This window comes from Candidatus Abawacabacteria bacterium, from assembly GCA_016207805.1.
Lineage (GTDB): Bacteria > Patescibacteriota > Gracilibacteria > RBG-16-42-10 > RBG-16-42-10 > JACQZO01.
The window spans coordinates 1-19,023 of record JACQZO010000019.1 but is presented as its reverse complement, the minus strand read 5'-3'; the positions used below and the strand labels follow the sequence as shown (position 1 = coordinate 19,023).

Here is a 19,023-nt window from a genome sequence, read left to right as displayed (position 1 = left end):
GCTTTCTGACAAGTATAAGTGCGTACTGGGGATGAGATATTATTCTGCGCAAGATCGTATGATACATTTGAAGGGGAAGTTAATTGAGTTTGGTCACTCAAATATTAACTTCCTCCAACTCATTCGTTAATTTAACCGAATGTAGAGTGTTGTGTGGAAAGAATGGATGGAGAATGAGGGCTGGACTTCCTTGAGTCCCTGCATTCTTTCTATTCTCCACTCTACATTCTCCATTCTACACAAAAAAGCCATTCAGCATTATGCTGAATAGCTTTTTTGTCTAACATCCAAAGTGCAGAAGAGAAATGTGTGTAACAAACGACCGTAGTACCTATGCAAATGCTAGTGTACATATCTCCCTTGAAAGGAGGTGATCCATCCGCAGATTCCCCTACGGATACCTTGTTACGACTTAGTCCCAGTCAGAGGTATTACCTTGTCCCCGCAAATGCGGATCTTCTGGTACTCCCTCCTCCCATGACTTGACGGGCGGTGTGTACAAGATCCAGGAACATATTCACCGCCGCGTGGCTGATCGGCGGTTACTAGCGATTCCAGCTTCATGAGGGCGAGTTGCAGCCCTCAATCCGAACTGAGAAATGTTTTTGAGATTTGCTCCAGCTTGCGCTCTTGCTTCTCATTGTGCACTTCATTGTAGCACGTGTGTCGCCCAAGGCGTAAGAGCCATGCTGATTTGACGTCATCCCCACCTTCCTCCTTCTTACGAAGGCAGTCGACTGTGAGAAATACAACACAGTCCGAGGGTTGCGCTCGTTTAGGGACTTAACCCGACATCTCACGACACGAGCTGACGACAACCATGCAGCGCCTGTTACTACTTTCCCTTTCGGGCACCTCCCTGTTTCCAGGGCATTAGTAGAATGTCAAGCCTTGGTAAGGTTCTTCGCTTACCGTCGAATTAAACCACATGCTCCACCGCTTGTGTGGATCCCCGTCAATTTCTTTGAGTTTTAATCTTGCGATCGTACTTCCCAGGCGGGATACTTAATGCGTTAGCTTAGACACTCAGAGGGGTCGATTCCTCCGAACGTCGAGTATCCATTGTTTAGGGCGTGGACTACCAGGGTATCTAATCCTGTTTGCTACCCACGCTTTCGTCACTGAGGGTCAAGAACAGACCAGTAAATTGCCTTCGCTATTGATATTCCTTCCGGTATCTACGGATATTACCCCTACTCCGGAAATTCTATTTACCTCTCCTGTCTTCTAGGCCAACAGTATGAAATACAGCTCTTCGATTGGGTCGAAGGATTTTACATTTCACTTGAAGGCCCCCCTGCTGACGCTTTACGCCCAATGATTCCGGATAACGCTTGCCACTCACGTATTACCGCGGCTGCTGGCACGTGATTAGCCGTGACTTATTCTATAAGTAAACTCATAGTTGCTCCTTATAAAAAGCAGTTTACGACCCGAAAGCCTTCATCCTGCACGCGGTATTGCTCCATCAGACTTTCGTCCATTGTGGAAAATTCCTCACTGCTGCCTCCCGTAGGAGTCTGGGCCGTGTCTCAGTCCCAGCGAGGCTGATCGTCCTCTCAGACCAGCTACCCGTCATAGCCTTGGTGGGCTGTTATCTCACCAACTAGCTGATAGGTCGCAGGCTCCTCCCATACCGAAAAACTTTACCCTATACCATTACGATATAGGGACCATCCGGTATTAGCTCGCCTTTCGGCGAGTTATCCCTGAGTATGGGGTAGATGCCAACGTGTTACTCTCTCGTCCGCCACTCGGCTTACTTATCGGGCCCTATCTGTAACAAGTTACAAACAGAGTCCGACAAGCATCCTCGTTCGACTTGCATGTGTTATGCATACCGCCAGCGTTAATCCTGAGCCAGAATCAAACTCTTTTAGAAAAAAAGTTATTGTCTTTTTTACCGAAAAAAACAATGAAAACGTCTACGTAAATTGTGTAGGATTGTGTTACACAATTTCTCTTCTGCACCTTAGATGTTAAAGGCCAATTTTCAAAAAGAAAAATATACTCCTGTTTCAGAGCGACACCAATTTAACTGAAGAGTTTTAGTTTGTAAAGGGGAAGCAGAACAATTCTGAATTCTGAGTGCTGAATTCAGAATTGAAGTCGGAAGCTACTCAATTTTTCGATTTTTCAATAAAATCGAAAAATTGAGTACGCGTCATTGTTTAAACAGTAACTTTCGTCTAACCGTTCATTCCGAATTCAGAATTCAGCATTCAGAATTGGGGTAGCTTCTTTAGCCATATAATGTATTTTGCTCCAGCTTGGGCCATGAACTTCCGTAATACTAAGTCATTTTGAGGGAATAAATTGTTTTCTCCGAAATTCACTAAATTCATTCGAGCGGCGTGCTCTACATATGGGCGGAAGGCTTCATCGGTAATGCCGGTGGTTGAACTGGTTAAAGAATTAACTGCTATGCCATGGGAAAAATAAATACCAGCACCAATCAAGATTTTCACCATTTCGCCATAAGTTACCGGGCGATTGGGATAAAACTTGTTGCCAATTCCTTGTACCACACCCTCAGCGTAGGCCTTGCCGATAATTAAAGACATGTCTGAATTGTCAGTGGGAACATCGGAAAAATAATTGTTGGGTGTTGGATCGACTTTATAATCGATACAATTTGCACCTAGAGCGATTTTAGTCAATTCAAAACGAGTAAGTGTATTATTGGGGCCAAATTGTTGATTTTCATAACCTTTCACTACACGTAGGGTGGGATTATTAGCAAATACTGTGGTGTTCAAAAAATTGATATAAGGTGTTTCGCGCTCATTATTTGCCACATCGGAAAAAGAAATTTCATTTGCGCCATTAATCTGTAAACAAGTTAATACATCGACCGGTGGTGGTGTTAATGTATTAGTCGCATTGCTAGGGAGACTACTTGCTGCTGTGGTTGGAGGGACAAGAGAAGTGGGAAGTGGACTGATTTGGGGGGTGGGGGAGTTTGTGGTCGGGGTGGGTAATATTGTGGTACGACGAGTGATAATTACATTGTCATCATCGTCTCTGCTATCGGTAGCACTGGAGAAAAAATTATTATTACCATATGCAGCAGCAGCTGTTACTTCAGGTGTGAAGTAACCTTTTACATAAGCAAGATTGTGATATGTTCCTGTGGGAACTATGGCAGTACCGTTGCTCATCTGACCATTGGCTTTCACGCGATAGTCAAAGTAGAAAGTATCGCCCCCTCTGATACTGCCTGTAATAGAAAATGTGACTGGATTGCCACCTTCAGCTTGTACAGTACTACCGTTAGTTACATTGCCTCCTACTATGCTATCGAAACTGAAACCAGGTGGTAAAACATCTTTGATAGTAATAGTACGTGCTGAGGTTACGCCATAAGGAGTAAGTGAAATACGATACGTAGCGATGCCATCACTATTATTAGTAATCTGTACTGTGGGCGTAAGTGCTTGCTTGGCTATGTTCCATTCTGGTACTCGTTCACTTTCATCTCGGTCTGGTGGATTGGTATAGCGAGTCTTATCAGTTTTGAAATGCCAGCTATAATTGCTGCCCATCATCGTGCCACTTTTGACACTTTTTATTTGTGAGCCGTCAATGGTGATACTGAACTCAGCATCTACATACCAACGAGTAGATTCAATATAAAGAGCATTAGCCAATATCTCCGCGGTAAAGAAGTCCCGCGACATACTAATGCCATCTTCGACAAAAGTAATATTTACCGCATTTTTTACTGTGGTGAGAGCTGCGATTGGCTCACTAAATAGTACTGTTACTCTGGGTAACGGAGTGTAAGGCTCTTCTGCTACTGAAGAAAGCACGCGCTCATTATTAGCTGGATAAGTGGCTATTACATTGGGTCCCAGTGACAAGGTGGGAATTTGTAACTGAGGGGTGGGAATGGTGAATGTTAGAGCTAGACCTTGGTGAAATGAGCCAATGAATAACAAAATACTAACCATAATTCGCATCCACCAGAAAAATGATTTCATAGAAAAAATAACTTGTCTCAAGTGTAGCATGCTGCCCAAAACAGACTAGATTCTGCGCTTGCAGGCGCGATGTTTTATGGTGAGTTTACAGTGAGTGTCCTCTCACCTAATATGGGGAGTGAACATTCACCAAAAATCTTATGAACCTTACATCACGACAGCAAGAATTGTTAGATTATGTGCGTGAATATCAACTGCAATTTGGCGCGTCACCAACGCTCAAAGAGATTCGGATGTTTTTAGGCGTCAGTTCAGACAATGGCATACTCAAGCATTTAATTGCCTTAGAAAAAAAGGGGGCGATTACCCGCAGTAAAAGAGCTAGAGGAATAGAAATGTTACCTGAAATTAGAGACAAAATGCATCGCAAGGCGGATATCACATTACCTATGTATGGTAGTGTGCCAGCTGGTGTGGCGACATTAGAAGAACAAGTTCCTGATACCTGGGTATCGGTAGCAGAAAATTTGGTTAATGATCCAGAGAGTTGTTATCTTCTCAAAGTTCGTGGCGACAGCATGACAGGTGCCGGCATTTTGCCCGGTGATACAGTGGTAGTTAATTTTCGACATGAAGCTAAAGGAGGAGATATTGTGGTGGCATTGATTGATGGTGAAAGTACCGTAAAGCGTCTAGTACGTGAAGGGAAGTACGCTTACTTAAAGGCAGAAAACCCTGCTTATCAAGATTTGCACCCAGTGTCTGAGCTATCGATTCAAGGCACTGTAACTGCATTACTGAGAAACTACTAATATTTTAAAATCAAGATGCAAAGTTTAAAGAGTATACTGATATAAATCTTTCTTTGCATCTTAAATTGTTCCTCCATTGGTAATTGTTAATTCATAATTTCTCATTATTATGTCTTTTCTTCGTCGTGCCATTTTACATGTTGATTGTAATTGTTTCTTCGTTTCCTGTGAACGGATGAGAGATGCATCTTTGCAGGACAAACCTGTGATTGTTGGTGGGGGAAGCGATAAGTGGAATAAACGAGGCGTAGTTACTTCTGCTAGCTATGAAGTTCGTGATAAAGGTGTGTATGCAGACATGTCTCTTCATCGGGCCAAAAAGCTTTGTCCGGAGGCAATAGTTTTGACTGCTGACTTCGCTCTATACACTGAATGTTCAGAAAAGTTGCTTAAAGTTTTGCGCCAATTTAGTGACAAGGTGGAGCCGGCATCTATCGATGAAGCTTATATAGATCTCACTGGTCAGGACATGATCTGGGGTGAAAGTTACCTCAGCTTGCTTGCTCAAATTGAAAAGTCTATTCGCGAAATTGTTGGTATTCCAGTTTCACTTGGTTTGGCAGACAACAAAGTAACGGCAAAGATCGCTGCTGGTTCCAGAAAACCAGGTATTACAGTTGTGCCCAGCAGTATTACTCGAGAATTTTTAGGCCGTTTTTCTATTGCTGATTTTCCTGGCTTGGGTAATAGTGCTGTCAAAGAATTGCATGATTTAGGCATAAATAAGATCGCTGATTTACAATGGTGGACTTATCAAGAAATTTGTACTTTCTTCGGTACTTATGGTCAACATTTGTATTTGGCGATTAATGGCTATGATGATCGAGAAGTAATGGAAAAAGAGCAAAAACCTCTTTCCGTATCGCGAGAACATACTTTTGCTTATGATCATGATTTCTCTTCTTCTCAGGTGATGACGTCTTTACGTTTATTAACAGCTCATGTTTTGTGGCGTATGCGTCGTTTGGAGCTTCATGCAAAAGAAGTACGGGTTAAGGTGAGATTAGCGAATTTTTCCACCTATACAAAGACACTTGTTTTGCCTGAGTTTTCTGCCTCAGATCTAGAAATTATGCCAGTAATTCGTCACTTGTTTTGGCAATTAAGAAAACAGTGTAAAAATGAAAAGGTGCGGCTAATTGGGGTCTCAGCTGCTCGGCTTGATGAAGTAGAGATGCATTCCTTATTTACATCTTCAAGAGCGCAAAAAGTACAAACAGTCCTTGATGAATTGGCTGGTCGCTACAAGAAGCCGACAGTACTAATTGGGGTTTAGTCTTTATTTTTTGGGGGATTGCTGTGCTTATGATCTAGCTTTTCTACTGCTATGGTCTTCGCTGCATCACCATTCATTACTGAGCAGATAACTTGATATTGATCTTGATACAAAATATCAATTGGTGTAGTAATGACAATTACTTGTACTTTTTCTCGGACTACTGAACAGTGCCAATGAAATAATCCTGAGCTATAGTATTTTTCTAATCCCTCTTGGGTCCAAAAAGAAATGGCTCCTGGATATTTATTCCCTACCTTAGGGAGCCAGGAACCATCAGGTTTTTGTAATCTTCTTACATCATCTTTGGGGCAGTCGCGCTCTACCGCTTCATAAATGCCCAGTTTTCCTACAATGAAACGATAGTAATGCATTTATTGCTTAACAGGTGTAACTGTGACAGCTGGTTGTGCTTCAGTGACTTTGAGAAATAAGTAGGTATAAATTACCCATGTGCTAAGGAGTAATGCTTCAACAATTGCTTGGAGAATCATGGCTAAGGTGCCATCTGGGATTAGATTTACGATGAATTGTACTACAAAGGCAACAATACCGAATGCTAAGATATGAAGAATCATTTTCCCCCAACGTCCTTTCGTTATTTGTAAGGATTCTTGGAAGGCCTCTTTTGCTGAATATTTCTTGATAGCTAAAAAATGAAAAGCGAATATTGTTCTAGGGCCACGCAAGATAATAGATAAAATAGCCCACAAAAGAGCAATTGTCCCCACTATGCCTAAAATTGAATTTAGACCTGAAGCAAAAGAATAATCCATTACTCCAGAGCTAACGATAGTATTTAATACGGCATACAAAATCATTACGGCAATAACTAACAACATCGGAATCAGAAAATATATTGCTATTCTAATAGATAGGCGTACATAACTGCCTAATTGAGAAAAACTTTTTTGAATAATGGTGCCAGCAACATCCTTTTTTTCTTGATCTAACTGTGCTGTAGTAGTGATTTGAGATAGTAAAGTTACTCCTTGAAGAATCACTGATATAATAAGCATTACTATGATGCCAATTACCAGATATATGATCATTGCTGTACTAGCTGCGAAATAAGTTTGGAGTAAGGGGTACAGTAGTGTTACTAGTATACCGACAATCGCTGGACCAATAATATAGGTTATCAATATGCTAAATATTGGTAGAGCGATAAACATTAATGGGTTTTGGGGAATGAGCTCTAGTGCTTGTTTGATTCTACCAAAGTATGTTGTTTGGGGATTTAGCATAAAAATATAATAGCTGCTGGCACTGTATTACTACTTATTAGGTACTACAAGTATAATCAAGCTGAAATGCGTACTTCTAATTGTTAAATTTGAAGAACATTACATCACCATCTTGTACTACGTATTCCTTGCCCTCGAGTCGGAGTTTGCCCTTTTCTCGTACGCCACTCCAACCATTACAGATAACAAAGTCTTCATAATTGGCCACTTCAGCTTTGATAAAGCCTTTTTCGAAGTCAGTATGGATTACTCCTGCCGCTTGAGGAGCGGTGGCGCCTTTTTTTACTGTCCAGGCTCGAGCTTCAATTTCACCTGCAGTAAAGTAGGTCTGGAGACCTAACACATCGTACCCAGCTCGAATTACTCTGCTGAGCCCACTTTCAGTGAGACCGTATTCAGCTAAGAATACTTTTGCATCTTCTTCAGATAGTTGCGCTACTTCTGCTTCAACTTTTGCGCATACTGTTAATAGATTGGGTAAGCCTAGCTCTTGAGCTAACTTTTTTTCGTCAGTGTCTTTGATTTGTTCTTCAGAAATATTGGCAACAAATAATACAGGTTTTTGAGTGATGAGCTGAAATCTTTTAGCTAATTCTTTTTCTTCATTGCTCAATGGTACTGTGTTTGCCAGAGCACCGTGCTCTAATGCTTTTAATAGTTTTTCACCAATAGTTACCATAGCTATAGCCTCCTTATCTTGTCCCTTGGCTTTTTTTTGTAAGCTGTCGATTTGTTTTTTTAGGCTGTCCAGATCAGCTAGCATTAACTCCGTATTAATTACTTCAATGTCTCTTTTGGCATCGACGGTGCCATGTACATGAGTAACATTGGCATCAGCAAATAAACGGAAAATATGGATGATAGCATCTGCCTCACGAATATTAGCTAAGAACTTATTTCCTAACCCTTCTCCTTGCGATGCCCCTTTGACAATGCCAGCAATGTCAATAAATTCAACAATGGCAGGAACCACTTTTTTAGTATTTACCACTTTAGCTAATACATTTAAGCGATTATCCGGTACTTCTACGACACCGACATTGGGGTCAATAGTACAAAATGGATAATTAGATGCCTGTGCCGCCATTGTTTTGGTGAGTGTATTGAAGAGGGTTGATTTTCCCACATTAGGAAGACCGACTATGCCAAGAGCGAGGCTCATAAAATTACAGATTATAAATAAAGCAGGAAAGCTAATTCATTCGAGACGACTATAGCAAAATCGAAGCTAATAAAAAACAAATAAATGCATTGTGGTTGGTAGAAACTTTAAATAGTATGAACGTGTATTTAATTGTGCTTAATGGTTGGTCACGTATTAAAGACAGTTTTATTAGCATTTTTTATTGTTTTTCCTGCTTTGAAGTTCCAGTTTTTTGTGGGCTTAACTGGCATGCTTATCTATGGCTTATTGGTAGTGCTATTGCTCATTGCTTTGCAAAGTACATTGGGAAAAATGATTGTATCGAGACTGGGTAGGTACGAATATATTATGGTGATGGCATTTGTGTTGTTTTTGTTTCTACTCTTTCAAATTTTGTATCCCTATCTCAATCAATATGAAGGAGGTAGCAATAGAGAGGAGGCTCTAAATATTGCTGCTCATCATATACTCAGGGGAGAGTATCCGTATTATGAATATGCAAAAGTAGCTTGGTTGGCGCCTGATGATCCTCAGAATGTGGGGACCCCAATTAGTCCTTTTCCTGGCGGTGTGTTATTTAGTATTCCTTTTGTGTTCTTGGCTAATAGTGCTTGGCAAAACTTTTTTTGGTTGTTGGTCCTTTTTGTTTTTCTGAAAAAAGTGCTGCCTAATGAAGCATTGATGATTTGGTTTGCTGCTTTTTTGTCGCCGATAGTATGGCATGAAGTGCTAACTGGCGGGGATTTGTTGGCGAATACAATCTGGATTACTGTCTTGAGTATATTGTCTATTCATTTTATAGAAGCAAGAATGTCCTTGAAGTGGAGGACTTTGGTATTTTTTATTTTTGGTATTGGTTTGTCGTCTCGATTAAACTTTTTACTCATTTTACCTGCGTTCATTCTTACTTTAAGGAATAAGCTTCATTGGTCCCAAACAATGAAGTATTGCTTGATAATAATGGCGGCTTTCTTATTAATCACATTGCCTTTTTATCTCTATGACCCTAACGCATTTTCACCGCTACATACTTATCAAAAGTTAGCTCGCTTTGAAGGCGTTATGCCCTCGACAGTAGTGATCGCGCTTTCATTGATTGCTTCGTTTGCCATTATTTGGGGGAGAAAAAGTATTTTTACATTTGCTCGACATGCAGCTATTGCTTTACTCATTCCTGTGTTGTGTGTTTGTTTTGCCCAGATTTACGTATCCCAAGAATGGAATTTCATGGAATATTCCTGGTATGGCCAAGCAGCACTTTACTTTGCCCTTATTTGGTTGTGGCCTAGGCACTATGTGGCTACTAGTTAGAAGCAGGAGCTTGGTTTCTTTTTGGTGGTGATTTTGTTATCGTGGCCAAGGTTTAAAAGTTTATTTATGGCAAAAAGATCTATTGTGGCAGTGATTAAAACGAAGCCGGAAACTGTTTTGGCAGATACAGGAAAATTGATGGAATTAGCTGGTGTGAAGTCAGCTATGGATCCAAGCAAGACTACAATTCTAAAGGATAATATTTCCTGGCATTATCCTATGCCCTCGGCTAATACTACGCCTTGGCAATTGGAAGGAACTATTCAAGGACTACAACAGGCTGGTTTTAATGATATTTCTTGCGTTCAAAATAAAACAGTAGTTACCAACGCTTTTAAAGGAGAAGATCTCAATAAGTATGTGCCTATTTTTCGTAAGTACAATATTCCCGTGCTTTATAATTTTCGTGACGAAGATATGAAGTGGGTTGTGTATAAACCTAAGTTTCAGACTTTAGTACTACATAAAGTTTTTCCCGAGGGGATTCTGATTCCGGATTACTTTTTCGATAAGAATATCGTGCATTTACCAACAATGAAATGCCATATTTATACCACTACTACCGGAGCGATGAAAAATGCTTTCGGGGGATTACTCAATACGAAGCGGCATTATACTCATACCTGGATTCATGAGACACTAGTTGATTTGTTAGCTATTCAGCAAGAAATTCACAGTGGCGTTTTTGCCGTGATGGATGGTACTACCGCTGGTAATGGTCCTGGCCCTCGAACCCTTATTCCTGTGATTAAAGATTATATGTTAGCTTCTGCGGATCAAGTAGCAATTGATGCTGTTGCCGCTAAAATGATGGGTTTTGATCCGATGTCACTAAAGTATATTCGTTTAGCCGATGAATATGGTTTAGGCAATGGACGCATGGAGAATATTGAAATAGTAGGGGCAGATATAGAAAAGGAGAATTGGGGGTTTGAGGTGGGTAATAACGCTGCCAGTAAGGTGGGTAAGACATTGTGGTTTGGTCCCATGCGTCATATCCAGAAACTTTTTTTCCATACTCCTTTAGTACATCTTTTTGTCACTGGTTCTGAAGTTTATCATGATTATATTCGCTGGCCCAAAAAGGAGTTTCATGTATTCAAACATTGGGAAAAGACTACTGACTGGGGCAAGCTCTTTGCTCAGTATCCTGAAAAAGTATGACGTATCTATTTCTAGCCTTGGCAATTGTGTTCAATGCAACTGCTAATATTTTGATGAAGCTGGGGGCTCAACGCATGGGTGGTCTAACCCTTAATATTGAGGGATTAAAAAGATTTCTTACTAATCCTGTGATATGGGCTGGTATTATTTCTTTTGGTTTAACCTTGCTGCTTTATACTTATGTACTATCAAAAATGAAGTTAAGTGTTGCCTATCCCTTGATGACATCGCTGGGTTTTTTGATTGTGGTGAGCTTTTCAGTATTTTACCTACATGAAAGCATCCATTGGCTACAAATGGTTGGCTTGGTATTGGTGATTGGTGGTTTATATCTCATTACTCAATATCAATAGCAAGGAGTGCCTTTTTGCGATTGTTTGAGTATTGCTCCTTCAAGTTGTAGCGCGGCTACTTCGGGCCTTGTTGGTATATGAGTGGCTAAACGTACTAACCCTTTTGAATGATATGCTGCTAATGCTACTTGGGCTAAAGCGGCTCTTTGACTTCTTTGTAAATCTGCCAAGCGTTCAGGTGAGGGGAGTGTAGTCACTACTTCTATTCCATGGGCTGTCTTTTCTAATTGGGCTAAATCAATTTCTCTAGCCATACTTGTTTTAGATAAGATTAGGGAAGTAGAGTGCTATGCTGGAAATGAGTAACCAAAGGATAATATCTCCTAATAACCAAGGGTCTTTGAGTAGCAGTTTTTCGGGCTCTTCAGCATGTTTTCTTACTAACACCCAATAAAGCATGCGTAATAAAGCAAAGACAATGAATAGTATTGAATAGGTAAAAAGAAAGGGTTTTGTAGTTGTATAAAGTGTATAAAATACTATTACTCCCGTGGCACTGATGCCTAAAATCATGGTTAAGAACTCATTATTGTAAGCCGAAAGTACGGGACGGCTATTACTACCCAAAGTCTGTAATTCTGAATGGCGCTTACCAGTAATTACAAAGAGCGCTAAGAAAAAGGTAATAAAAAGCAGCCAACTGGTAATTGGCACTTCAATTGCTTTTGCCCCGGCATACACACGAAGTAAATAACACGCTGCTACGGTAAGTAAATCTATGATTACAATATGTTTTAAGTAGGTTGAGTAGGCTAGATTAGCGATGAAATAGACAATCAATACGAAAAAAAACTTGAGGGGTAAAGTGTATGCTAAAGCTAAACTGGCTGAAGCTAGGATCAGGAGTGAGGCTAGGGCAGTTGTGTTACTTATTTGCCCTGAAGCTAAGGGACGAGATCTTTTTACGGGGTGCAATTTGTCTCTTTCAATATCAGTATAGTCATTGATGATATAGACAGTGCTGGCAATAAGTGAAAAACTAATGAAGGCGATACAGGCTTGATAAAGGGCTCTGCTTTCAAACACATTCAAAGAGAAAATTAAGGGCACAAAAAGTAGTAGATTCTTGGCCCAATGCGTAGGACGTAATAGTTTTAGCCAAGATTTAAACATTTTTAGCCAGATTACTGAGATAATTCACGACTAATCGTAGACCAAAGCCACTGCTGCCACCGCAATCATGAGCTCGAGGCATATTACCAAAAGCTGTACCTGCAATATCTAAATGTGCCCAGGGTATCTCTTCTGTAAACTTTTTGAGAAAAGCGGCCGCAGTAGAGGCTCCAGCCATGCGGGTCTTGATGTCGCAATTCACCATATCTGCTTTTTCACTTTTTAAGCGTTTTTCATAGTCGGGATGAATTGGTAGCTCCCAAACTAGTTCAGAAGTATTGTCAGCAGCTTGTTTGAGCGCTTTTAGTAAATCGTTGTTATTGCTAAATACACCACTGTAGCGATCTCCTAAGGCAACCATACAGGCACCTGTCAGAGTTGCCAAATCAATAATTGCTCGTGGTTTAAAGTTCTTAATACCATAACTAATGGCGTCGGCGAGAACTAATCTTCCTTCAGCATCAGTATTGGTGATTTCTACTGTTTTTCCATTATAAGCACGAATAATATCACTGGGTTTATAGGCTGAGCTACTTACTAAATTTTCTGCTGCAGCCACTATTGCTATCACATTAATAGGCAATTTAAGCTCGCTACAAGCAGAAATGATTCCTAGTACGGTGGCACCGCCGGCCATATCCATGTACATATCTTCAATAAAATTGGTTGGCTTCAAGTTGTATCCACCACTATCAAAAGTGATTCCCTTGCCTACCAATAAAACTGGTTTCTGATTTTTATTACCACCATTATAGGCTAGGGTAATTAAACGTGGTTTGTGAACACTGCCTTTTCCTACTGCCCACAATAAACCGAGCTTTTGTTTCACGATTTCTTTTTCGCCCAAAATAGTAACCTTAAGCCGATATTTTTTACTGATATCTTTTGCTTTTTGCGCAAGGCTTTCGGGATAGATATTATCTGCTGGCGTATTTACCAAATCCCGCACTTGATGGACATGACTAACAATCTTTAAGCGTTCACCAAGTTCTTTTTGCCAACTCTTGTTTTTGCTGGTGTGGATGATACTAAGACTCTTCAATAAAACCAATGCTGGCTCTTTGTCAGTCTTGAATTGATCTACTCGATAATTCGCTAAGGCCACTCCTTCTAGGAATGCGAATAGCTGATTATCGGTTAATGTGCTACTGATTTGAGCCTCGATTCGTTTTAGTCCTCTAAGTCGTTTACAGACATGCCCACCAGTTTCTCTGATCATTTCTTCATTGCAATCGCTCTTCTTGCCCAAACCTACTAATAATAAAGTGAGGCTCTTGTCACCTTGGTCAATATGACTAGAAAAAACTTCATGTAACTTAGCTTCGAAATCCTTGGCCGCTAAACGATTTTTAATGTATTGGTCAAGAGTTTTATTGCCAGTTTTTATATTCTTTACCTCATCTTGAAACAAGGGAACAACGATGCTTCCTTGCGCTTTCAGTGTAGGGGCGTGGTGAATCTGTACCATAATGTTATTTGATTAGAGAAAAAATAGATTAACCTACTGATTTGCCACAACCACAGCGATGGCCAAAGTTTGGGTTTTGCATTTTTAGGCCGGACCCATTTAAGTTTTCTTCAAAATCAACCATGGTTCCTTCAATCATGGGAAGTTCTTGGGTGTCTATCAAAAGAGTTAGATCTTCAATTTTTATTACAATGTCATGCTCGCCAATGGTTTCTTCAACACCCATGTAGTATTTGAAACCAGCACAGCCTCCTGCTCTTAAACCAAAGCGCAGATAGGCATTGGCCTTTTCGGCTTTGGCCATTATTTTTCGGATATATGCTAAAGCAGGCTGACTAAAGGTGATCAATGATTGTGTAGGCATAAGACAATAAAGTGCCTCTGTACTCTACAAAGCTCTGTTTAATTGCGCAAATCTTTTTTGACTTGCTCAGCAATTTTTTGCCAGTGAATAGCTGTAACTGGACACATATCAATGGCTTGTTGAATTTCCGTTGGTGTATTACCCGATTGATTAATTACTTTTGACTTTAGTCCATCATCGGTCTCATACATAACAAAAGTTTGCTCGGCAACATTAGTACAAATATTGCAACCAATACAGGTAAGATCGACAACTAATTGTTCACCATTATTATTCTGAGCTTCAGCCATAAAATCTATACTAATGGAACCACTTTTAATTGGTCACCCTCGACTTTTAATGTACCTGGTAAAGAGAATCCTGAAGCTTTTCTATGACCGCCACCATTCATTAGTTGAGCCAGTGCAGATAAATCAATATCATCTCGTAAGGTTCGTAAAGAGCCTTTTACTATATCTTTTCGTTCAGATAGTAAAATACTGAATTTGCTCTGGGGAATACCGGTCATGAAATCCACCACGCCTTCTAAGGCATCTGGACTACTTTGGGTTTGTTGAAAATCTTCTTGGGTAACACCGGAGACTGTTACTTGCTTTTCTGATACATGAATTCTTTGTAGTACTCTACCCCATATTCTTAATTTACTGATAGGCATGGAGTGAAAGTTGTTGTGTACAATCCCCTTAAAATTTGCGCCCCGTTTTAATAGTACAGAAGCTAGCTCCAATATTTCAGGTGAAGTGTTGCTGTGTTGGAAACTGCCAGTATCAGTGTAGATGCCATTTAATAAGCAAGTAGCAATTTCGGCTGTAATATTAACTCCTAATTCTCTTAGCAAGTAGTAAGTAACTTGGGTAGAAGAGGTAGCTTCTGGCACCATAATATTGATGTGGCCAATGCCCTTATTGGAGAAATGATGATCGACATTGATAATAGTTGTTTGTTTTTTCAGTTCATCAAAACGTTCTTTAAGACCATGCATTACATCACCTTGATCACAAAGAATAGCCACATCTACACTTTGAGGCTCAGGTAATTTGTCGGTGATTTCTTCGCTGCGCGGGAGAAATTTGTTTTTATTAGGTAGGGGAGAAATGCAAAAATGGGTTGTCCTTTTACCCAATTGCTCTAAGCCCATTTTCCAGGCGAGATGAGAGCCAATGGAGTCGCCATCAATACCTGCGGGATCAATGAGCAGTATATGCGAAGCTTTTTGAATCGCTTCTTTCAATTTTGTTAATTCATTAGGGGGGAAGTGCATTGGAATTTTGAGTTTCTATTGTGGGTTACTATAGAAGATTTAGGATGACAAGGCAAGAGAGCTGAGAAAGAGCTAAGAGCTTAGAGATGAGAGCTAAGATGGATTTAAAAAGGCTTTAGACACTTTCTAAAGCCTTTTTTATCCTCTATTCTAGGTGTTTTTGAGCGCTAAAGTGCACAGACTGAGAAGGCGCAGTTGTGACATTTGGCGCAGCCTTCTTCTTTTACTAGTTTGCCGCCACAGTCAGGACAAATGCCTTCTTTCATTAGCTCAGCCTTGGATAATGTTGCAATCTTTTTTACCTCAAGATTGATATTCATCTTTTCATCGTTGATTTCTTTGCTCTCGGTTTCTTTGTTCTGTTTTTTGCTACTGACGCTTAAGATTTCTAATTCACGACTACCACTACGGTATACGGTACATCCTTTGCAACCTAGCTCCCAAGCTAGTAAATAGCCTTTCATGACATCTTCTTTGCTAGCTGAATTAGCAAAATTAATAGTTTTTGAAATGCTATTGTCGATATGTTTTTGGAAGGCGGCTTGCATGCGAATATGGTCTTCAGCTGATATATCCATAGCAGTGACAAATACGCGTTTAATATCTTCTGGAATCTCTGCTAAATCCTGGATAGTGCCGTGCTCGGCAATTTTCTTCATTAATTCTTGGGAGTAAATACCTCGGTCTTTCAATACTTTTTCTAGATGTCTATTGCCGTAATAAAGAGAGTCTCCGCCCATGATATTCTCTTTGAAATAAGAAAGGGCAAAATAAGGTTCCACTCCGCTTGATACATCATAAATCATTGAGATGGATCCTGTGGGAGCAATAGTGGTGAGTGCGGCATTGCGCATTTTTATTCCTTGTTTCTTGTATATGCTCAAATCATAATTAGGGAATGCTCCTCTCTCTTCTGCTAATTCCTGAGACATTTCATGAGCTGCTTGCTGAATAGTGCTCATCACTAGTTCAGCGGTACGGATACCTTCTTCTGAGTTGTAAGCGATACCCAGTTGATAAAGCATATCAGCAAACCCCATGATTCCCAGGCCAATGCGGCGATTGCCTCGGAAAGTTTTGTTGACATCTTCGACTGGAAAATCGGTAAGATCAATCACATTCTCTAATAGACGAATAGAAATTTTGGTTACTGCTTTCAATCTTTCTAAATTAATCTGGCCATCAAGTACGAAGCGTTCAAGATTGATGGAGCCAAGATTACAAACGTCATTAGCATGTAGAAATTGTTCTCCACAAGGATTACAGGCTTCGATGCTGCCTAGTCCTGGTACGGGATTGGTTTTGTTGACGGCATCAAGGAAGACAATGCCCGGCTCACCGTTGTGCCAAGCTGCGCTGACAATTTCGTGTAAAAGTTCAGTGGCAGTCATTGTCTCTTCTTCAATTTTTTCGATTACCATGTCTTTGTTACGGTACACCCGACGTGGCTTCATTTTTACGCCCTCAAATTGACAAAACCAAGGCTCCTTGCTTTCAGATCTGATGGCCTCCATAAATTCATCTGTCATTCCTACGGAAATGTTGAAATTTTTAATCTTGCCTTCGACAGATTTGCAGTGGATAAACTCGAGAATATCTGGATGATCTACGCGCATTACCGCCATATTAGCACCATGGCGCCCTTGTTGTTTGATTACACCAAAGGCTTCATTGTAGACATGTAAGAAGGACACGGGTCCTCCAGCTTGGCCTCTAGAGCTAACGCAAAAAGAGCCAGCAGGTCGCAAAAGGTGAAAGGGAAAACCTAGGCCGGAACCGGCTTTTTGTAATAGGGCAGCATCACGCAAAGTCTTGAAGATGCCAGCCATACTGTCTTCCATATGCAATACAATACAATTGGAAATGAGCGGAGTGGGGGCTCCAGCATTGGCAAGAGTCCTTCCTGCTGGGGTGAATTCAAAATTGGTTAGGATTTCAGAAAATTGTTTTTCAATTTCTTTAGTCTGTTTTTCATTTTTCCCATAATTCTTTTCAATTTTTGCTAATGAGACTGCCACTCTTGCGAACATACCTTCAGGTGATTCTGAGATTTCGCCTTTGTCATCTCTGACTAAATAACGCTTGGCAATAACGCGGAGTGCATTCATACTAAATGGTAGCTTGGTGGTGAAACCATTCATTACAGCCATTTGCTCCTCACGTGCTTGGCGACGCTTTTCACGATATAAAATGTATGCCTTAGCAGTTTTTGCATGTCCTTCTTCGATTAATACTTTCTCTACCAGATCTTGGACTTCTTCTACAGAAGGAATCGATGTCGGTTTAAACTTTTCATTAAGAGCTTTCTCAACTAATACTGCTAAATGTTCTGATTCTTTGTGATCATGGCCACCAACTGCCTGGGCTGCTTTGAATATTGCTTCGGCAATTTTGCTAATCTTATAGGCAACGATAGTATTGTCACGTTTTTTGAGTTGAGTGATTTGGGGCATAAGGAAGTGGTTATTTTCTATATATTGTGCTTATTTGTTCCTAAAAACACAATATCTTGTGCATATGGTAGATGGAATATCTCCGGCACTCAAGGGTGTATAGATTGGTTTGGTTTCACTGGTTGGGAAAATATTTTGCAATATTACTTGCCCAGTTTGCTGAGCTTTTCTGGATCTCTTTTATCAATATTAATGACGAGACCGTAAACTTTCATTTGAGCAATCACTGCTATTTGGGGGCTAAAGGTAATAAGGGTATACTCTCACTGCTTTTACTCGTTTTTATGTCTGATCAAGAATGCAAACACTGTAGTGGTGCTGGTAAAAAGGTCTTTGGTGCCGCATTTGCGGCGGCGATTGGTGCTGTGGCTGGTTTGCTTTTTGCTCCTAAGCCTGGCAAACAATTACGTAAGGATTTGGCTAAGCAAGCAAATTCTCTTAAGAAGAACATGCAAAAGACTTCTGCGGAAATGCAGGAAGTTGTTCATAGCACTTTTGAAGGAGTTTCTACTAAACTAGAGCAGCATTATGCTGAACTAAAAGCTCAGGTCTTGGCAGCAGTGGAGCAATTAGATGGTAAGGTCAAGCTAACTCAGAAAAAATATAATAGTATTGTTCAGGACGTTGTGGCTATGTATACCAAAGGTAAGAAGCTAGCGGAAAGTTCTGTTAAAGAATTAGTTGCCCGTCTACAAGAAGAGTGGGAGAATCTCAAGAATTAGAAATGGCAAAAATTCATAGTTTTTAGTTCTTGATGTCTAATTTGGAGTTTTCCCGTTGCTCAAAATTTTACTTTCTGCTACTTTGTGCATCGCAAAATGAAAACTAGGTAAGGGCCGATAGCTCATTTGGTAGAGCGCCTCGTTTGCACCGAGGAGGTGAAGGGTTCGAATCCCTTTCGGTCCACATGATCTCGCTTTGCGAGATGCGTGTCTTGTCCTTATAGTCATCCTGAGAGTATAAGTTTTTTTAGGTGTATCTCTTGGGATTCGAAGGATAAGACTAACTATATTGTCAAAGGTGTTCGTTTGACATAGAGACGGTCATGTTTGATGAGGGAAAAAATACGTTCACAGAGCTTACGGATAATAATAACGATGACATGCCTGTAGGATTTGCCTTCAGCCCGTTTCT

Annotated in this window: 17 protein-coding genes, 1 tRNA gene and 1 rRNA gene; 7 read left to right on the top strand and 12 right to left on the bottom strand. The window is 40.4% G+C overall.

From position 1 onward, the window contains the following. Positions 1–359: 359 nt before the first annotated feature. A 16S ribosomal RNA gene (locus HY817_03975) occupies positions 360–1,876 on the bottom strand. Between the two features lie 346 nt (positions 1,877–2,222). Next, positions 2,223–3,983, bottom strand: a complete 1,761-nt coding sequence (locus HY817_03970; GenBank protein MBI4836390.1) for an S-layer homology domain-containing protein — start codon at positions 3,981–3,983, stop codon at positions 2,223–2,225. Positions 3,984–4,123: 140 nt separating this feature from the next. Between HY817_03970 and lexA the strand changes: the two genes are divergently transcribed. Together lexA and HY817_03960 are read left to right on the top strand one after the other, a co-directional pair. Further along, a complete protein-coding gene (gene lexA / locus HY817_03965) occupies positions 4,124–4,735 on the top strand; it encodes a repressor LexA (GenBank protein ID MBI4836389.1) in 612 nt (203 codons plus the stop codon). A 109-nt stretch (positions 4,736–4,844) separates the two neighbouring features. Then, positions 4,845–6,011: a DNA polymerase IV gene (locus HY817_03960; protein MBI4836388.1), complete on the top strand. Its 1,167-nt coding sequence runs from the start codon at positions 4,845–4,847 to the stop codon at positions 6,009–6,011. Here the strand turns inward: HY817_03960 and HY817_03955 are convergent. The 3 genes from HY817_03955 to ychF form a co-directional block, all read right to left on the bottom strand. Next, positions 6,008–6,385 (bottom strand): hypothetical protein, encoded by a 378-nt coding sequence (locus HY817_03955; protein MBI4836387.1) that lies wholly within the window; start codon positions 6,383–6,385, stop codon positions 6,008–6,010. The genes HY817_03960 and HY817_03955 overlap by 4 nt on opposite strands. Further along, positions 6,386–7,258, bottom strand: a complete 873-nt coding sequence (locus tag HY817_03950; GenBank protein ID MBI4836386.1) for a hypothetical protein — start codon at positions 7,256–7,258, stop codon at positions 6,386–6,388. It lies immediately after the preceding gene. Between the two features lie 76 nt (positions 7,259–7,334). After that, positions 7,335–8,420: a redox-regulated ATPase YchF gene (gene ychF, locus HY817_03945; protein ID MBI4836385.1), complete on the bottom strand. Its 1,086-nt coding sequence runs from the start codon at positions 8,418–8,420 to the stop codon at positions 7,335–7,337. Between the two features lie 141 nt (positions 8,421–8,561). Between ychF and HY817_03940 the strand changes: the two genes are divergently transcribed. From HY817_03940 to HY817_03930, 3 genes are all read left to right on the top strand, one after another. Beyond that, the gene (locus HY817_03940; GenBank protein MBI4836384.1) at positions 8,562–9,713 is read left to right on the top strand and encodes a hypothetical protein; all 1,152 of its coding nucleotides are present in this window, start codon (positions 8,562–8,564) and stop codon (positions 9,711–9,713) included. Positions 9,714–9,779: 66 nt separating this feature from the next. Beyond that, on the top strand, positions 9,780–10,877 hold the full coding sequence (locus HY817_03935) for a DUF362 domain-containing protein (GenBank protein ID MBI4836383.1): 1,098 nt from the start codon (positions 9,780–9,782) through the stop codon (positions 10,875–10,877). Further along, positions 10,874–11,230: an EamA family transporter gene (locus HY817_03930; GenBank protein ID MBI4836382.1), complete on the top strand. Its 357-nt coding sequence runs from the start codon at positions 10,874–10,876 to the stop codon at positions 11,228–11,230. Before HY817_03935 ends, HY817_03930 begins: the two co-directional genes overlap by 4 nt. Here HY817_03930 and HY817_03925 read toward each other — a convergent pair. The 7 genes from HY817_03925 to HY817_03895 all read right to left on the bottom strand — a co-directional run bounded on the left by HY817_03925 (position 11,224) and on the right by HY817_03895 (position 17,889). Further along, positions 11,224–11,484: a hypothetical protein gene (locus HY817_03925; GenBank protein MBI4836381.1), complete on the bottom strand. Its 261-nt coding sequence runs from the start codon at positions 11,482–11,484 to the stop codon at positions 11,224–11,226. The two genes, HY817_03930 and HY817_03925, sit on opposite strands and share 7 nt — an antisense overlap. A gap of 7 nt (positions 11,485–11,491) precedes the next feature. Continuing rightward, a complete protein-coding gene (locus tag HY817_03920; protein ID MBI4836380.1) occupies positions 11,492–12,343 on the bottom strand; it encodes a decaprenyl-phosphate phosphoribosyltransferase in 852 nt (283 codons plus the stop codon). After that, positions 12,336–13,811 carry a leucyl aminopeptidase gene (locus HY817_03915; GenBank protein MBI4836379.1) on the bottom strand — a complete coding sequence of 492 codons (1,476 nt, stop codon included), beginning with the start codon at positions 13,809–13,811 and terminating at the stop codon, positions 12,336–12,338. The genes HY817_03920 and HY817_03915 overlap by 8 nt, the downstream gene beginning before the upstream one ends. 28 nt (positions 13,812–13,839) lie before the next feature. Next, a complete protein-coding gene (locus HY817_03910; protein MBI4836378.1) occupies positions 13,840–14,175 on the bottom strand; it encodes an iron-sulfur cluster assembly accessory protein in 336 nt (111 codons plus the stop codon). 38 nt (positions 14,176–14,213) lie between these two features. Then, positions 14,214–14,465, bottom strand: a complete 252-nt coding sequence (locus HY817_03905) for a ferredoxin (GenBank protein ID MBI4836377.1) — start codon at positions 14,463–14,465, stop codon at positions 14,214–14,216. Positions 14,466–14,470: 5 nt separating this feature from the next. Further along, positions 14,471–15,436, bottom strand: a complete 966-nt coding sequence (locus HY817_03900; protein MBI4836376.1) for a DHH family phosphoesterase — start codon at positions 15,434–15,436, stop codon at positions 14,471–14,473. A 167-nt stretch (positions 15,437–15,603) separates the two neighbouring features. After that, positions 15,604–17,889 (bottom strand): adenosylcobalamin-dependent ribonucleoside-diphosphate reductase, encoded by a 2,286-nt coding sequence (locus tag HY817_03895; protein ID MBI4836375.1) that lies wholly within the window; start codon positions 17,887–17,889, stop codon positions 15,604–15,606. 284 nt (positions 17,890–18,173) lie between these two features. Here HY817_03895 and HY817_03890 point away from each other — a divergent pair, with 284 nt between their 5' ends. Next, on the top strand, positions 18,174–18,611 hold the full coding sequence (locus tag HY817_03890; protein ID MBI4836374.1) for a YtxH domain-containing protein: 438 nt from the start codon (positions 18,174–18,176) through the stop codon (positions 18,609–18,611). 111 nt (positions 18,612–18,722) lie between these two features. Then, positions 18,723–18,795 (top strand) — tRNA-Ala (locus tag HY817_03885). Positions 18,796–19,023 lie beyond the last annotated feature (228 nt).

Coding starts and splice junctions, on each gene's coding strand:
- HY817_03970 (MBI4836390.1), bottom strand. CDS start 3,983: ATGAAATCATTTTTCTGGTGGATGCGAATTATGGTTAGTATTTTGTTA.
- lexA (MBI4836389.1), top strand. CDS start 4,124: ATGAACCTTACATCACGACAGCAAGAATTGTTAGATTATGTGCGTGAA.
- HY817_03960 (MBI4836388.1), top strand. CDS start 4,845: ATGTCTTTTCTTCGTCGTGCCATTTTACATGTTGATTGTAATTGTTTC.
- HY817_03955 (MBI4836387.1), bottom strand. CDS start 6,385: ATGCATTACTATCGTTTCATTGTAGGAAAACTGGGCATTTATGAAGCG.
- HY817_03950 (MBI4836386.1), bottom strand. CDS start 7,258: ATGCTAAATCCCCAAACAACATACTTTGGTAGAATCAAACAAGCACTA.
- ychF (MBI4836385.1), bottom strand. CDS start 8,420: ATGAGCCTCGCTCTTGGCATAGTCGGTCTTCCTAATGTGGGAAAATCA.
- HY817_03940 (MBI4836384.1), top strand. CDS start 8,562: ATGGTTGGTCACGTATTAAAGACAGTTTTATTAGCATTTTTTATTGTT.
- HY817_03935 (MBI4836383.1), top strand. CDS start 9,780: ATGGCAAAAAGATCTATTGTGGCAGTGATTAAAACGAAGCCGGAAACT.
- HY817_03930 (MBI4836382.1), top strand. CDS start 10,874: ATGACGTATCTATTTCTAGCCTTGGCAATTGTGTTCAATGCAACTGCT.
- HY817_03925 (MBI4836381.1), bottom strand. CDS start 11,484: ATGGCTAGAGAAATTGATTTAGCCCAATTAGAAAAGACAGCCCATGGA.
- HY817_03920 (MBI4836380.1), bottom strand. CDS start 12,343: ATGTTTAAATCTTGGCTAAAACTATTACGTCCTACGCATTGGGCCAAG.
- HY817_03915 (MBI4836379.1), bottom strand. CDS start 13,811: ATGGTACAGATTCACCACGCCCCTACACTGAAAGCGCAAGGAAGCATC.
- HY817_03910 (MBI4836378.1), bottom strand. CDS start 14,175: ATGCCTACACAATCATTGATCACCTTTAGTCAGCCTGCTTTAGCATAT.
- HY817_03905 (MBI4836377.1), bottom strand. CDS start 14,465: ATGGCTGAAGCTCAGAATAATAATGGTGAACAATTAGTTGTCGATCTT.
- HY817_03900 (MBI4836376.1), bottom strand. CDS start 15,436: ATGCACTTCCCCCCTAATGAATTAACAAAATTGAAAGAAGCGATTCAA.
- HY817_03895 (MBI4836375.1), bottom strand. CDS start 17,889: ATGCCCCAAATCACTCAACTCAAAAAACGTGACAATACTATCGTTGCC.
- HY817_03890 (MBI4836374.1), top strand. CDS start 18,174: ATGTCTGATCAAGAATGCAAACACTGTAGTGGTGCTGGTAAAAAGGTC.